The following is a 15502-nucleotide window of genomic DNA, read 5'->3' as shown; positions in this document are numbered from 1 at the left end:
AAATTATTTCTGTAAACGATTAGAAGCTTCTTCCCAATTAACAACATTCCAAAAAGCTTTAATATAATCTAATCGTCTATTGTTATATTTTAAATAATAGGCATGTTCCCAAACATCTAAACCAATAATGGGATACCCATAGGTATTAGATATTAATTTTCCCATTAAAGGATTGTCTTGATTAACTGTAGAAACAATCGATAGAATTCCATTCTGATTAACTAACCATATCCAACCAGAACCAAAATGATTAAGAGCAACTTCTTCAAATTTTGCTTTAAATAAATCAATAGTACCAAACTCTTTTTCTATTTCTATTTTTAAATCACCTTGTAAAATAGTACCTAATTTCAAACTTTTCCAAAAAAAACTATGATTAATATGCCCTCCTGCATTATTTTGTAATACAATTTTGTTTTCTAAATTAATCTCATTCAAAATAGATATTAATTCATCAATAGACAATGAGGAAAATGCTGTTTTTTCTAAAATAGAATTAGTATTATTCACATAATTTTGATGATGTTTAGTATGATGAATCTTCATAGTTTTTTCATCGAAAAAAGGTTCTAAAGCATTATATGAATAAGGTAAAGCAGGAAGAATATAACTCATTTTATCTCCTTAATGTAATTCCAAAAAATTTTTATAAAAAATATTAAATTAATAATTTAATCTTAAATATTCTAATAAATTATAGTACACTTATTAAATATTTAATAATCAATATATATATATATTCAAAAGTATCCAAAAATAAAAATATAAAATATTGTTCTTTTTTTATATTAAAGTATCTATTTGTATTAATATTTTATTTATTCTATAAAAATATTAACAAAAAACTTCCTCTTAAACATTTATATATTAATTTATTTTTAATATTTTATAAAATATTGATTTTTTAAAATATAAAATATTAACTACATCAAACACAAAGTGTTTTAAAAAATGAGATTTTGATGTCTACAACTCAAGAATTCAATTTATTAAGTGATCGATTTCGTACTTTTTATCCTGTTGTCATAGACATTGAAACTGCAGGATTCAATGCACAAACTGACGCATTATTAGAAATTGCTGTAATAACATTAAAAATGGATGAATCAGGATGGTTACATAAAGAAAATATGGTGCATTTTCATATAGAACCTTTTCAAGGATCTATCATTAATTCTGATGCAATAGCATTTAATAAAATTGATCCGTTTAATCCACTACGTGGCGCTATTAGCGAAAAAAAAGCAATTGAATCTATATTAGATACCGTACGTCAAGGAATTAAAATGCAAGGTTGTAGTCGCGGAATTGTTGTTGCACATAATGCTAATTTTGATCATAATTTTTTAATGGCAGCAATTGAAAGAGCAAAAATAAAAAATAATCCTTTTCATCCATTTGTTACGTTTGACACCGCAGCATTAAGCGGATTAGTAGTTGGACAGACAGTTTTAGCTAAAGCATGTAAAGCTATTGGTTTATCATTTGATAATCATCAAGCTCATTCTGCACTTTATGATACTCTACAAACTGCTAATCTTTTTTGTGAATTAGTAAATCGCTGGAAACGTTTAGGTGGATGGCCTCTAAATATAAAAAAAAAATAATAAAGTTATATTTAGAATAAAAATCAAAAAAATAACTATTTTAATATATACTTTAGTAGTGTTCTTACTATAATGGATATGACATTATTGATTATATTTTTTTCTATAATGTCATATCTAATCTTTTTTATATGTTAGCTGTATTAATAATTTTATAAAAAAATTAAACTTGATATTTTTTTACTGTATCTAATATTATTTTTTTTAAATCCCCACTTTCTAACATTTCAAGTATAATACTACATCCACCAATGAGTTTACCATCTATCCATAACTGAGGAAATGTAGGCCAATTAGCATATTTTGGCAACTCATTTCTAATATCTGTATTTTCTAAAACATCTACATAAGCAAATTTTTCTCCACAAACTGATAAAGCTCGTACTGCTTGTGCAGAAAAACCACAACTAGGAGCCTCAGGAGTTCCCTTCATATAAATTAAAATAATATTATCTTTAATTTGCTGCTCTATTTTTTGAATTACATTCATGTTTCATTCCTATATTTAATTATTGTTTATAAATTGATACTCTTAAATAATTAATAGACAAATTTATTTTTTTTTGTAATACTAATATTGTAAAAAAGGGGCTGTTTTTGGATTCGACAAAATTATCAACAAAGTAAAGTGCATGCCGAGGAACGGTTTGCCTCGTTAAAAGCCGTAAAAAAATAGCTGCAAATAATAAACAAAACTACGCTTTAGCAGCTTAAAAAACTGTATAAAGCCCTTCCTTCTCAGCCTTCTCTCTTAGGACGAGAAATATAGGAAGGTCAAAAAAGAGAAAAACGTGAACATTAAGCTTGGTAATGACACGTAAATAATTTCAAGCTATATACCTAAAATGAGTTTTTCCAAATTAGGATATGAATGTAATAAAGAAAAAACTAAGCATGTAGTACTTTATTAGTAGAGATTTTGGACGCGGGTTCAAATCCCGCCAGCTCCAAAAAATTTATCATATTATTATCTGAAAACTATTGAATATCATAACTCGATACTTGATTCTTTTTAAAATATAAATTTAACATATTTTTATGAAAAATATTTTGGTCTTTCTTACTATATATATAATAATGATATACATCATCAAAGGGATCAGAAATGATCGGTACACCAAAAATATAAATTATTTGTTCTTTTGTCATACCAATATAACTTTTATTTAAAAATTTTTGATTAACATGTTTTGTCTCTAAATAATTGTTAGCATAGTATTTCTTTTGATCTAAATAAGAACAGCCAGAAAAAAAAACAACTATCAATAGTATTTTGATATAATTTTCCATTATAATATCCGATTATAATTTATATAAAAAATTTTTATTTTATTACTATTTAATTCCTATTTAAATTATTCAAAAAAACTTCTTAGACCAATTTAATTTAGAAGTCAATGTTTTAAAATAATTATAACTTTTAGGATGAATAAGATTTAAATAGTAACTACTACGACGAATAAATACGCATTCACCTCTTTCAATAGTTAAAACAATTTGACTATCACAACTAATTTTTAAATTAGTTTCAGCCTTAGAAAATTTCAAACAAATAGTACTGTTGCTATCAATAACTAAAGGACGAGAAGATAGAGTATGTGGAAACATAGGCATCAATACAATCGCATTTAAAGATGTTTCTATAATTGGTCCACCTGCTGAAAGTGAATAACCAGTAGAACCTGTAGGAGTAGAAACAATTAATCCATCTGCACGTTGAGAAAAAGAAAATTTATTGTTTATATAAACTTCAAACTCTATCATATGTGCTAAATGTTTTGTATGCAATACTACTTCATTAATAGCTATACTAGATCTAGATATTACTTTATCTTGACAAACTTGTGCATCTAATAAAAATCGATTTTCTAATAAATAATTTCCAGATAATACTTCTGATAATTTCTGCAATCCAGTATCAGGGTTTAAATCAGTAAGAAAACCTAAATTACCACGGTTGATACCAATAATTTTAATATTATAAAATGATAAAACACGAGCTGCACATAATAAATTTCCATCTCCTCCTATAATAATTGCTAAATCACATGATTGACCAATTTCTAATAATGTCGCAGTTTTAGCACTATCTAATTTTAATGATCTAGAAACAGTACGCTCAATAAAAACCTTATAACCATTTTTTATCAACCACTTATAAAGTATTTTATGAGTTATTAATGCACTCGCATAACGCGGATGTCCAACAATACCAATACAAGTGAAATGTTGCTTCATTACATAAAAATTCCTAATAAAAAATAATATATATTATAACAGTAAATCAACTTGAAAGATTAATTATAGTCTTTATAATAAATTATTTATTAACATTAAAATGGTAAGATTAATGCATACTGAAAACAAACAGTCTAATGATAAAAAAAATAATATAGAAGAAAATATTGATGATATTCTTTTATTTCAAAATAAAAAAATTCAGGATTTAAAAGTTCAGTTATTAAAGAACAAGAAAAAAATAGATGATCTTGAATTGCGTAAATTAGCTAATATAGAAAATATAAATAAAAATACAAAAGAAAAAATCAACAAGATAAAATATACAGAAACTGAAAAGTGTTTAAAAAAAATAATACCAATCATTGATTCTTTAGAAGATATATTAACATTATCTAAAAAATTAAATATCACAGAACAACCTTTAATTAAAGGAATTGAATTAACACTACAGTCTTTATTTAATATCTTATTTAAATTGAATGTTAAAATAGAAGGTAATAAAAACGAAGTTTTTAACTCTAATATTCATGATATTTTTGAAAAAAAAACATCTAATGATATACCATATAATCATATTATTTCAATTCATAAAAAAGGATTTAGTTTAAATAAAGTAGTATTAAGAAAAGCAATAGTAACCATTTCAAAAAAATAATTGTAATAAATATTTTTTCTAAACATATTTAATGATATTAAAAAAAATTCATAAAATACAAAAAATAGAAAAAATCTTAAAAATTTTTTCTATTTTTAATTTATAAACCAATTAATTGGTTTTTTTTTATTTTTCACTAAAATTTTGTTTGTTTTAGAAAAATGTTTACAACCAAAAAAACCTCTGTATGCTGATAATGGAGATGGATGAGAAGATTTTAAGATATAATGATTATTTATATCAATTAAATTAGATTTTTTTTGTGCATCATTTCCCCATAGTAAGAAAATAATATTATTTTTATATAAATTAATTATAGAAATTACTTTATCAGTAAAAATGTTCCATCCTATAGTACTATGTGATTTTGGTTTCCCTGATTCTACTGTTAAAATCGTATTTAATAAAAAAACACCTTGATTAGCCCAACCTTCAAGACATCCATGATGAAAAAAATGCTTTTTTTGAAAATCACTATTTAACTCTTTATATATATTCTGTAAAGAAGGTGGTATAGTACAATTCTTAAAAACAGAAAATGCTAATCCATGTGCTTGTTTTTTGGAAAAATAAGGATCTTGTCCAAGAATTACAACTTTTATATTATATAAATTAGTGTATAAAAAAGCATTAAAGATATCTTTTTGATCTGGATAAATTGTTTTTTTTAAACGTTCTTGTTTCAGAAAGCTTATTATATTAATAAAATATCTTTTTTTTTTCTTGAGATAAAACGTCTTTCCAAGATAATTTTGTATTCATATGTATTTTCCATTTTCATAATCTTTAAATTTATCATTTCATTCAATAAATTACAACTAATAGGAAAAAAAAATGGTTTTAGTTACACAAAATGCACCAAATTTTATAGCTCCAGCACTTTTACCAAATCATAAAATCACTGAAAAATTTAATTTTAAAGAATATTCTAACGGTCAACCGATTATACTCTTCTTTTGGCCTATGGATTTCACTTTTGTATGTCCATCTGAAATTATAGAATTTAATAAACTGTATTCAGATTTTGAAAAAAGAAATGTTAAAATTGTAGGTGTTTCAATTGACAGTGTTTTTGTACACAAAGCATGGCAAAATACATTACCTAAAAATGGCGGAATTGGAAAAATTAATTTTCCTATGGTGTCAGATATAAAACATAATATTCAAAAATCTTATGGTATTGAACATCCAGTACTAGGTATAGCACTAAGAGCTTCTTTTTTAATTGATTCAAATTGGATTATACGCCATCAAGTAATAAATGATCTTCCATTTGGACGTAATATAAAAGAAATGATAAGAATAGTAGATGCTATAGATTTTCATAACAAATATGGAGAAGTGTGTCCTGCTAATTGGGAAAAAGGGAAAAAGGGAATGGAGGCATCTTCAGAAGGAGTTGCTGAGTATCTAAGTAATTATTCTTAAAAAAATTTAAAGTCAGCAAAAAATTTTATGCTGGCTTTATTTTTTGATTAATATCAATCTTGATATACTTATTCAGTAAGTAACATTTATTTAAAATAATTAATAGTATTTTTTAAATAAAGTTATCATCATTAATATCAGTATCATCTACATCATTGAATTCATTTTTATCAACAAAATCAAAATTTGATTCGTTTGTATGCATATCTGATTTATTGGCTTCATAATTTATTAAATCAGTATCATGATTATTAATTAAATTTTCATCTACATGCTCATCTATATGATGATTTAAAGAAGGTTTATTAATAGTATCAAATATTTCTTCTTCTGGTTTTGAATGATTAAAAACATTCATTAACATATTTCCCAAAATCATACCACCTGCTACACCTGTAGCTGTTTGTAATGCATTACTAAGAAATCCACTATTTCTTGTAGTTGTTACTGTTGGTATTGTTTGTGCTATGGGAGTAGACATTGTTGCATTAGAATTTTGAAATGGTGAAGAAGTTTTATCATTATTTTTCCATATATTATTATCATGAGATATTTTTTGAGAAATTGGACTTGTTTTAAAAAAATTAGATAAAAAACTTGGTTTTTTACTTGATTTTTCTATATTATTTAACATTTCAATTCTTTTTTTTAACTCTTCAATTGTAATGCTCATTTTTTTTATAGCTGTCTCTTGAATCAATATCGTTTGGGCCATGTAATAAGAAGAAGCAGGTTGTTGTTTTACTAATTTTTGAATTAAATCATCTGCTTCTTGATCTCTTTCAGAGGAATTCAACTCAGTTTTTTTTAAACGATTAAATAAATTTTCTATAAGATTTTTTTCTTCATCTTTCATATATAAGATCTCATTTTCAAGTCGAATTAATAAATTATTATATTTTTAATAATTACTTATTAATATTTTTTAAAATAAAATTATAATTATTTTTATATTAATACTTTCATTTAAAATAAACAATATAAAAAAATATCTTTTATTAAGAAATTAACTTTATACGATTAAATATCATGATAAGAATGATTTTCTTTCTATGCATCTAATAGTTTAATTATGTTATACTTTTGTACTTAATTTCAGTATATTAATTAAAGAGATAATAGTTTTATGAAAGACTCTGCACGAGAAATCATACAGGTCAATATTGAAGAAGAGTTAAAAAGCTCTTACTTAGACTATGCTATGTCTGTAATAATTGGCCGAGCTTTACCGGATGTGCGAGATGGTTTAAAACCTGTTCATCGAAGAATACTTTTTGCAATGTATATATTAAATAATGATTGGAATAAAGCATATAAAAAATCTGCTCGAGTAGTAGGTGACGTGATAGGAAAATATCACCCACATGGTGATTCAGCAGTATATGATGCTATAGTACGTATGGCTCAAAAATTTTCATTACGATATATGCTAATAGATGGTCAGGGAAACTTTGGTTCAGTAGATGGAGATTCTGCTGCAGCAATGCGATATACAGAAGTTCGCATGTCTAAAATAGCTCATGAACTTTTAAATGATTTAGAAAAAAATACAGTTGAATTTTTACCAAACTATGATGGAACTGAAAATATTCCAGAAATTCTTCCTGCAAGAATACCTAATCTATTAATCAATGGATCTTCAGGAATAGCTGTAGGTATGGCAACAAACATACCCCCACATAATTTACATGAAGTTATTAATGGATGTTTAGCATATATCGATAATAACGATATCACACTAGAAGAGCTAATTACTTATATTCCCGGACCAGATTTTCCAACATCTGGAATTATTAATGGAAAATCAGGAATTGAAGAGGCTTATCGTACAGGAAAAGGTAAAATTTATATTCGAGCACATCATATTATTGAAATAAATAAAAAAAATAAAAAAGAGTCAATCATATTTGATCAAATTCCTTATCAAGTTAATAAATCACGTTTAATTGAAAAAATAGCAGATTTAGTAAAAGATAAAAGAATTGATGGAATTACTGCTTTACGTGATGAATCAGATAAAGATGGTATGAGAATTGTTATTGAAATAAAAAGAGAAATCATACCTGAAATTATTTTAAACCAATTATATTCTTTAACTCAATTACAAATTTCTTTTGGTATTAATATGGTGGCTTTATGTCAAGGACAACCAAAAACTTTATCTTTAAAAGAAATATTAAAAAATTTCATATCTCATAGACAAGAAATTATCACACGAAGAAGTATATTCGAATTAAATAAAACTCGTAATCGTATACATATTCTTAAAGCATTACATATTGCTTTAATAAATATTAATGTCATTGTAAAAATAATAAAAAATTCAGAAAATTTATTAGATGCAAAAAATTTAATAAAAAAACAACACTGGAAATCTGAAAACATAGAAGAATCTAGTATTCTTACAGAAAAAAATGAAAAAAAATATTATTTAACTGAACGACAAGTACAAGCTATTTTAGATTTGCGTTTACATAGATTAACTAGTTTGGAACAAGAAAAAATTATTTTAGAATATCGTGATCTAAAAAAGAAAATAGAAGAATTAACAAATATTTTAGAAAATACAAAAACGATGTTTAATGTAATTAAAGAAGAGCTACGTATTATACAAAATATTTTTAGTGATAAAAGACGAACACAAATTACTGACAATCATACAGATATTAATATTGAAGATTTAATTAATCAAGAAGATGTTGTAGTTACTCTATCTCATTCAGGATATGTAAAATATCAACCTCTCTCTGATTATAATGCTCAAAGACGAGGAGGAAAAGGAAAATCGGCAGCAAAAACAAAAGAAGAAGATTTTATAGAAAGTTTAGTAATTGCAAATACACATGATACTATATTATGTTTTTCGAGTCGAGGTATTTTATATTGGATGAAAGTTTATCAGTTGCCAGAGTCTAGTAGACATGCAAGAGGTAGACCTATAGTTAATTTATTACCTTTAAATTCAAAAGAAAGAATTACTTCTATATTACCAGTACATGAATATAAAGATAATCTTAATATTTTTATGGCAACTGCTCATGGCATAGTAAAAAAAAGTTCTTTAAATCAATTTAGAAAACCTAGATTATCAGGAATTATTGCTATTAATTTACATGCTAACGACGAACTAATAGGTGTTGCTTTAACTAATGGTAACAATAACATCATGTTATTTACACAAAATGGTAAAGTAGTACAATTTTCAGAAAATAGCGTTAGAACTATGGGTAGAACTGCTTCTGGAGTAAAAGGAATAAAGATTAAAAAACATGATAAAGTTGTTTCTTTAATTGTCCCTAAAAATACAGGTAGTATTTTAATAGCAACAAAAAATGGTTATGGAAAAAGAACTAAAATAACAGATTTTCCTATAAAATCAAGAGCTACTCAAGGTGTAATCTCAACAAAAATTACCCCAAAAAATGGAAAAATAATTGGTGCCATACAAGTTTTAGAAAAAAATCAAATTATGATGATTACTAATGCAGGAACACTAGTTAGAATCAGAGTTGACGAAGTAGGTATTTTAGGCAGAAATACACAAGGGGTCATATTAATAAGAACAGCAAAAAATGAAAAAGTTGTTGCTTTACAAAAAATTGTAGAAACTATATAAAAAAACTTAATCAACAATATATCTTATATATCATAAGTCAAAATTAAATATGAAAACAAGTCTATTTGTTACCAAAAGAAATGGAAAAAAAGAAAAAATAAATTTAGATAAAATTCATAAAGTATTGAACTGGGCAGCAGAAGGTCTTGATGATATATCTGTATCTCAAGTGGAATTATGCTCTAGAATTCAATTCTATAATAATATCACTACGATTAATATTCATGAAACTATTATTAAAGCTGCAGCTGATTTAATTTCACAAGATACACCGGACTATCAATATATGGCTGCAAGATTAGCTATTTTCCATCTTAGAAAAAAAGCTTATGGTCAATTTGAACCTCCTATGTTATATGAACATGTCAAAAAAATGGTTTTTTTAGGTAAATATGATAAAAATTTATTAAAATATTATTCTTATGAAGAGTATGTAAAAATGAACTCTTTTATTGATCATTGGCGTGATATGAATTTTTCATATGCAGCTGTAAAACAGTTAGAAGGAAAATATTTAATACAAAATCGTATTAGCGGACAAATCTATGAAAGTGCACAGTTTTTATATATTTTAATATCTGCATGTTTATTTTCTCAATACCCTAAAAATATTAGAATGAATTATATTCAACGTTTTTATAATGCTATTTCTACATTTAAAATTTCCTTACCAACACCAATTATGTCAGGTGTACGAACTCCTACTCGTCAATTTAGCTCTTGTGTCTTAATTGAATGTGCTGATAGTCTAGATTCTATTAATGCTACTACGAGTTCTATTGTAAAATATGTTTCTCAACGTGCAGGAATTGGTATTAATGCTGGACAAATTCGTGCAGTCGGTAGTCCTATTAGAAATGGAGAAGCTTTTCACACTGGTTGTATCCCTTTCTATAAACACTTTCAAAGTGCCGTAAAATCGTGTTCTCAAGGAGGTGTCAGAGGAGGAGCTGCTACAATATTTTATCCAATATGGCATTTTGAAGTTGAAAGTTTATTAGTATTAAAAAATAATAGAGGAATTGAAGACAATAGAGTTCGTCATGTAGATTATGCACTTCAAATTAATAAACTTATGTACCAAAGAATGTTATTAGGAAAAAAAATTACATTATTTAGTCCTTCTGATGTACCACAGTTATATGAAGCATTCTTTTCTGATCAAGAAAAATTTGAAAAAATCTATCTTGCATGTGAAATTAATAATAATATAAGAAAAAAAAGTATTAAAGCATTAGATTTATTTTCGCTTATGATGCAGGAAAGAACCTCTACTGGACGCATTTATATACAAAATGTAGATCATTGTAATTCACACAGTTCATTTAATCCGAAATTATCTCCAATAAGACAATCTAATTTATGTTTAGAAGTTACACTACCGACTGTACCTTTAAAACATATTCATGATAAAAATGGAGAAATTGCACTTTGCACATTATCAGCTTTTAATTTAGGAACTATTAATAATCTTAATGATTTTAGAGAACTATCTATATTATCAGTTCGTGCACTCGATGAAATATTAGAATATCAAAATTATCCAATATTAGCTGCTCAAAAATCAGCTATTTCCAGACGTTCTTTAGGAATTGGTGTAATTAATTTTGCATATTACTTAGCTAAAAATAAAGTACGTTATTCTGATGGAAGTGCAAAAAATCTAACACATCAAACTTTTGAAGCTATGCAATATTATTTATTAGATGCATCTTGCGATTTAGCAAAAGAAAAAGGAGCATGTTCTTCGTTTTATCAAACTAATTATTATTTGGGAAAATTACCAATAGACACATACAAAAAAGATATTGATAAAATATGTAATGAACCTTTACATCTAGATTGGAATTTATTACGTTCAAAAATCAAAAAATATGGATTAAGAAATTCAGCATTATCTGCTTTAATGCCTTCAGAAACATCATCTCAAATATCTAATGCCACTAATGGTATTGAACCACCAAGAGGTTTTGTTAGCATTAAAGTATCAAAAGATGGAATATTACGTCAAGTAGTGCCAGATTATAAAAAATTAAAATCACAGTATGAATTGCTTTGGGATATACCAAATAATATTGGATATTTAGAACTAGCTGGCATCATGCAAAAATTTATTGATCAATCTATTTCAGTAAATACACATTATGATCCAAAAAGATTTTTAAATGATAAAATACCTATGAAACAACTTCTATATGATCTACTATTATCGTATAAACTTGGATTAAAAACATTATATTACCAAAATACTCGAGATGGCTCTAAAGAACATCAAAATATTAAATCTGAAATAGAAGAAGAAATTTGTGAAAGTGGTTCATGTATTATATAAAATTGAAATATTTAATTAATTATTAGGTATAAAAAATGTCTTATACAATTTTTTCAAAAAAAAAAAATAATCAACTTAAAGAACCAATGTTTTTTGGACAACCTGTAAATATTGCACGATATGATCAACAAAAATACAATATATTTGAAAAATTAATTGAAAAACAATTATCATTTTTTTGGAGACCTGAAGAAATAGATCTCTCTCGAGATAGAATAGATTTTCAAAATTTACCTGCACATGAAAAACATATTTTTACGAGTAATTTAAAATATCAAACATTACTTGATTCAATTCAAGGTAGAAGTCCTAATATTGCTTTTTTACCAATTATTTCTATTCCTGAATTAGAGACATGGATTGAAACATGGTCTTTCTCAGAAACTATTCACTCACGATCTTATACTCATATAATTAGAAATATTGTTAATTCACCATCTTTAATATTTGACGATATTATTTCAAATAAAAATATTAATGATCGAGCACAAAATATTTCTATATACTATGATGAGTTAATAAAAATAACTAGTTATTGGCATTTACTGGGAGAAGGAGTACATTTAATAAAAGGAAAAAAAATTAATATTAATTTAGATTTGATCAAAAAAAGACTATATCTATGTTTAATAAGTGTTAATGTATTAGAAGCAATTAGATTTTATGTTAGTTTTGCATGCTCTTTTGCATTTGCAGAAAGAGAATTAATGGAAGGAAATGCAAAAATTATTAGATTAATAGCACGAGATGAAGCCTTACATTTAACTGGTACTCAACATATCTTAAATCTTTTAAGTGATATAAATACTAATGAAGAAATGAGACATATTGTTTTAGAATGTAAAGAAGAGGCTATTAATATATTTATATTAGCAGCAGAACAAGAAAAAAAATGGGCTGAATACTTATTTCAAAATGGATCAATGTTAGGATTAAATAAAGACATACTTTGTCAATACATAGAATATATCACTAATATGCGGATGCAAGCAATCGGTCTTAAAATACCTTTTAAAAAACACTCTAATCCAATTCCTTGGATTAATTCTTGGTTAACTTCAGATCACGTTCAAAATGCTCCGCAAGAAACAGAAATTAGTTCTTATTTAGTAGGCCAAATTGATTCAGAAGTATCTGACAATGAATTTAAAAAATTCATATTATAATATGAATTATTCTATTATTGAAGTAGTAAATGTTAACAAGAAGATTATATATAAAAAAAATATTTCACTATTATGTATTCTAGAAATAAATAATATTAATATTCAATATCAATGCCGATCTGGTTATTGTGGTATGTGCCGTATTGAATTAATAAAAGGAAAAATATGCTATTCAATAAAACAGCCAATAGCTGCTTTATTCAAAAAGAACGATATTTTTCCATGTTATTGCCAACCTGATGGAAATATTATAATTAAAATTTAATAAATAACATTTATATCATATGAAATTTATATTTTTTATGTCGATTGAATTGATGTTAATGCAATAGTATAAATTATATCTTCTATTGAAGCTCCTCGAGATAAATCATTAACTGGTTTTCTTAATCCTTGTAATATTGGACCAATAGAAATTAAATTTGCAGACCGTTGCACTGCTTTATAAGCTATATTCCCAGAATTTAAATCAGGAAATATAAATATCGTTGCTTTACCTGAAATAGCTGAATATGGTGCTTTCAATTTGGAAACTGTTTCTGAAACAGCTGCATCATATTGAATAGGACCATCTATAATTAAATCAGGCCTTCTTGTTTTAACTATATCAGTAGCATTTCTAATTTTTTTTACTTGACATCCAAATCCTGAATAACCAGTAGAATAGGATAACATAGCTATACGTGGCTCAATACCAAAAATTTTTGATGATTCTGCAGACTGAATGGCAATTTCTGCTAATTCTTCTGCAGTAGGATTAACATTAATAGCACAATCGGCATAAATTACGACTTGATCAGGTAATAACATAAAAAAAATAGATGAAACCAATGAAGTATTCATATTAGTTTTAATTAACTGTAGTGCTGGACGTATAGTATTTGCTGTCGTATTCACTGATCCAGAAACTAATCCATCCACTTTATTAGATTCAAGGATTAAAGTAGCTAAAATAATATTTTCTTCTAATTGCTTAATAGCAGAAAGTTTATTTATACCTTTATGTTTGCGGAGTTCAATAAAACGAGAAATATATTTATGTCTTACTAAAATAGGATTTATTATCTCAGTATCTTCATTTAAGTGAATACCTTGATCATAAGCTATACTATAAATTTTTTTTGCATCTCCTAACAATATACAATTAGCAATATTATATTTTTGACATATAGAAACAGCTTTTAATATTCTGATTTCATATGATTCAGGTAAAATAATACGCTTATTATTTTTTTTTGATAATACTTTTAAGTGATAAAAAAACTCTTTTGGAGAATATTTTATATAAAAATTATTTTTTTTTTCTGGAGGAATAATAGAATTACGATTAAAAAAACTAGAAATATATTTTTGCAATTTTTTGATATATATTTTCTTTTTTACTAAAATGTTAAAATTAAAAATATGTAATTGAGATATTATCTCAATTGTATTTCTTTTTGTAAAAAAAATCGGAATTTTTCTATCTATTAATGTCTGACATATAGAAATAATCAGTTTTTTTGATTTAGATACTTTTGTAAATATAATACCACTAATTTTATTACTGATAATATTTACATTAAACATTTTAATAAAAATATTTATACGACTAAATGAAACTATCATTAAAGTATTAGAATATTTTTTATTTGATATATTTTTACAAATTTCATCAAATATCATTATATTCTTAATAATATGATTCTTGTTTTCAAATGAATTTAAAAAATTTAAATTTAAAAAATTATAAATATCTCTTGTACGTGTTTGTATAATATTTTTATTCCAAGGAATGCAAGCTATAATTGGGAAATTGCTATTTTTAAATACTTTATATGTAATAAATATTTTTTTTTGAATATTTTTTATTTTTTTTAATATAGTTAATTTTGTCAAAAAATCATATTTTTTATCTATAAAAGGAGAATTAATTTTATTAAAAATCACACCTAAAACATTTTTATATTTTTGTTTTTTTAAAAAAAAATTAATTTTTTTTTCTTTTTCTTCAACCTCTTTTAACGAATTACTTTTTAAATTTGCTATAAAAATTACTTCTGCACTTATATTTTGAGCAATATCATAATTAATTTTTTCAGCATAAATACTACGATGATAACAAATACCTTCAATTAGAATTACTTCATATATTTTTTTTTGATTATAGCATTCTTCAATTACTCGATTCAGACAAGAAAAATATTCAGTAGAATAAAAGTCATTTTTAGAAAAATCTATCTCTTTAAATACATCGATAATTTTTGAAAAATATTTATTAATAATTAATGCTGTATCATCTGTTAAATTATTTATACAAGAAAAATATAATATAGATTTATGAGAGTTTTTTTTTAATTTATTTTGATTAAAAAAATCAATTATACTTAAACTCACTGTAGTTAAACCTACATCTTGATCTATAGGAATTAACATTATAATACGTGCCATAATCATCCTATTATGTTAAGTTGATAC

General features: G+C 24.9%; 13 protein-coding genes, 1 other RNA gene and 1 pseudogene. 8 read left to right on the top strand and 7 right to left on the bottom strand.

Going from position 1 to position 15502, the window contains the following annotated elements:
- Window positions 1-3: 3 nt before the first annotated feature.
- Window positions 4-615, bottom strand: a complete 612-nt coding sequence (locus tag D9V67_RS00970) for a Fe-Mn family superoxide dismutase (RefSeq protein WP_158359218.1) — start codon at window positions 613-615, stop codon at window positions 4-6.
- 347 nt (window positions 616-962) lie between these two features.
- On the opposite strand from D9V67_RS00970, the gene rnt reads away from it, so the two are divergent.
- Window positions 963-1607: a ribonuclease T gene (rnt, locus tag D9V67_RS00965; RefSeq protein ID WP_158359216.1), complete on the top strand. Its 645-nt coding sequence runs from the start codon at window positions 963-965 to the stop codon at window positions 1605-1607.
- A 163-nt stretch (window positions 1608-1770) separates the two neighbouring features.
- Here the strand turns inward: rnt and grxD are convergent, their stop codons facing one another.
- Entirely contained in the window at window positions 1771-2097 is a 327-nt protein-coding gene (gene grxD, locus D9V67_RS00960) for a Grx4 family monothiol glutaredoxin (protein ID WP_158359214.1), read from the bottom strand.
- Window positions 2098-2194: 97 nt separating this feature from the next.
- Here grxD and ssrA point away from each other — a divergent pair.
- Window positions 2195-2558: a transfer-messenger RNA gene (ssrA, locus tag D9V67_RS00955) on the top strand.
- Window positions 2559-2585: 27 nt separating this feature from the next.
- On the opposite strand, the gene D9V67_RS00950 is transcribed toward ssrA, so the two are convergent.
- Together D9V67_RS00950 and nadK are read right to left on the bottom strand one after the other, a co-directional pair.
- The gene (locus D9V67_RS00950) at window positions 2586-2897 is read right to left on the bottom strand and encodes an outer membrane protein assembly factor BamE (RefSeq protein WP_158359212.1); all 312 of its coding nucleotides are present in this window, start codon (window positions 2895-2897) and stop codon (window positions 2586-2588) included.
- A gap of 69 nt (window positions 2898-2966) precedes the next feature.
- Window positions 2967-3845, bottom strand: coding sequence for an NAD(+) kinase (gene nadK / locus D9V67_RS00945; RefSeq protein ID WP_158359210.1), 879 nt, complete (start codon window positions 3843-3845; stop codon window positions 2967-2969).
- A gap of 112 nt (window positions 3846-3957) precedes the next feature.
- Between nadK and grpE the strand changes: the two genes are divergently transcribed.
- Window positions 3958-4503 (top strand): nucleotide exchange factor GrpE, encoded by a 546-nt coding sequence (grpE, locus tag D9V67_RS00940; RefSeq protein WP_158359208.1) that lies wholly within the window; start codon window positions 3958-3960, stop codon window positions 4501-4503.
- A 95-nt stretch (window positions 4504-4598) separates the two neighbouring features.
- Here the strand turns inward: grpE and ung are convergent.
- Window positions 4599-5265, bottom strand: a pseudogene (ung, locus tag D9V67_RS00935) (uracil-DNA glycosylase).
- 72 nt (window positions 5266-5337) lie between these two features.
- On the opposite strand from ung, the gene D9V67_RS00930 reads away from it, so the two are divergent.
- Entirely contained in the window at window positions 5338-5931 is a 594-nt protein-coding gene (locus tag D9V67_RS00930; RefSeq protein ID WP_158359206.1) for a peroxiredoxin C, read from the top strand.
- Window positions 5932-6043: 112 nt separating this feature from the next.
- Here the strand turns inward: D9V67_RS00930 and D9V67_RS00925 are convergent, their stop codons facing one another.
- Complete coding sequence (locus D9V67_RS00925; protein WP_158359204.1) at window positions 6044-6787, bottom strand: DUF2076 domain-containing protein; 744 nt, start codon at window positions 6785-6787, stop codon at window positions 6044-6046.
- A 270-nt stretch (window positions 6788-7057) separates the two neighbouring features.
- Here D9V67_RS00925 and gyrA point away from each other — a divergent pair, with 270 nt between their 5' ends.
- From gyrA to yfaE, 4 genes are read left to right on the top strand one after another with little or no spacing between them, the layout of a single operon-like run.
- Window positions 7058-9547, top strand: a complete 2490-nt coding sequence (gyrA, locus tag D9V67_RS00920; protein WP_158359202.1) for a DNA topoisomerase (ATP-hydrolyzing) subunit A — start codon at window positions 7058-7060, stop codon at window positions 9545-9547.
- 49 nt (window positions 9548-9596) lie between these two features.
- Window positions 9597-11879 carry a class 1a ribonucleoside-diphosphate reductase subunit alpha gene (gene nrdA / locus D9V67_RS00915; RefSeq protein WP_158359200.1) on the top strand — a complete coding sequence of 761 codons (2283 nt, stop codon included), beginning with the start codon at window positions 9597-9599 and terminating at the stop codon, window positions 11877-11879.
- A 35-nt stretch (window positions 11880-11914) separates the two neighbouring features.
- The gene (gene nrdB / locus D9V67_RS00910) at window positions 11915-13045 is read left to right on the top strand and encodes a class Ia ribonucleoside-diphosphate reductase subunit beta (RefSeq protein ID WP_158359198.1); all 1131 of its coding nucleotides are present in this window, start codon (window positions 11915-11917) and stop codon (window positions 13043-13045) included.
- Between the two features lies 1 nt (window position 13046).
- A complete protein-coding gene (yfaE, locus tag D9V67_RS00905; RefSeq protein WP_158360070.1) occupies window positions 13047-13310 on the top strand; it encodes a class I ribonucleotide reductase maintenance protein YfaE in 264 nt (87 codons plus the stop codon).
- A gap of 35 nt (window positions 13311-13345) precedes the next feature.
- Here yfaE and pta read toward each other — a convergent pair whose 3' ends face one another.
- Window positions 13346-15475: a phosphate acetyltransferase gene (pta, locus tag D9V67_RS00900; protein WP_158359196.1), complete on the bottom strand. Its 2130-nt coding sequence runs from the start codon at window positions 15473-15475 to the stop codon at window positions 13346-13348.
- Window positions 15476-15502: the final 27 nt, after the last annotated feature.

Source organism: Buchnera aphidicola (Brachycaudus cardui) (assembly GCF_005081945.1).
Taxonomy (GTDB): domain Bacteria; phylum Pseudomonadota; class Gammaproteobacteria; order Enterobacterales; family Enterobacteriaceae; genus Buchnera; species Buchnera aphidicola_AN.
The sequence above is the reverse complement of the archived record's forward strand: the minus strand, read 5'-3'. Positions and strand labels throughout refer to the sequence as shown.

What these genes read in the sequence shown, in the direction of transcription:
- D9V67_RS00970 (WP_158359218.1), bottom strand. Translation starts at nt 615, where the DNA reads ATGAGTTATATTCTTCCTGCTTTACCTTATTCATATAATGCTTTAGAA.
- rnt (WP_158359216.1), top strand. Translation starts at nt 963, where the DNA reads ATGTCTACAACTCAAGAATTCAATTTATTAAGTGATCGATTTCGTACT.
- grxD (WP_158359214.1), bottom strand. Translation starts at nt 2,097, where the DNA reads ATGAATGTAATTCAAAAAATAGAGCAGCAAATTAAAGATAATATTATT.
- D9V67_RS00950 (WP_158359212.1), bottom strand. Translation starts at nt 2,897, where the DNA reads ATGGAAAATTATATCAAAATACTATTGATAGTTGTTTTTTTTTCTGGC.
- nadK (WP_158359210.1), bottom strand. Translation starts at nt 3,845, where the DNA reads ATGAAGCAACATTTCACTTGTATTGGTATTGTTGGACATCCGCGTTAT.
- grpE (WP_158359208.1), top strand. Translation starts at nt 3,958, where the DNA reads ATGCATACTGAAAACAAACAGTCTAATGATAAAAAAAATAATATAGAA.
- D9V67_RS00930 (WP_158359206.1), top strand. Translation starts at nt 5,338, where the DNA reads ATGGTTTTAGTTACACAAAATGCACCAAATTTTATAGCTCCAGCACTT.
- D9V67_RS00925 (WP_158359204.1), bottom strand. Translation starts at nt 6,787, where the DNA reads ATGAAAGATGAAGAAAAAAATCTTATAGAAAATTTATTTAATCGTTTA.
- gyrA (WP_158359202.1), top strand. Translation starts at nt 7,058, where the DNA reads ATGAAAGACTCTGCACGAGAAATCATACAGGTCAATATTGAAGAAGAG.
- nrdA (WP_158359200.1), top strand. Translation starts at nt 9,597, where the DNA reads ATGAAAACAAGTCTATTTGTTACCAAAAGAAATGGAAAAAAAGAAAAA.
- nrdB (WP_158359198.1), top strand. Translation starts at nt 11,915, where the DNA reads ATGTCTTATACAATTTTTTCAAAAAAAAAAAATAATCAACTTAAAGAA.
- yfaE (WP_158360070.1), top strand. Translation starts at nt 13,047, where the DNA reads ATGAATTATTCTATTATTGAAGTAGTAAATGTTAACAAGAAGATTATA.
- pta (WP_158359196.1), bottom strand. Translation starts at nt 15,475, where the DNA reads ATGGCACGTATTATAATGTTAATTCCTATAGATCAAGATGTAGGTTTA.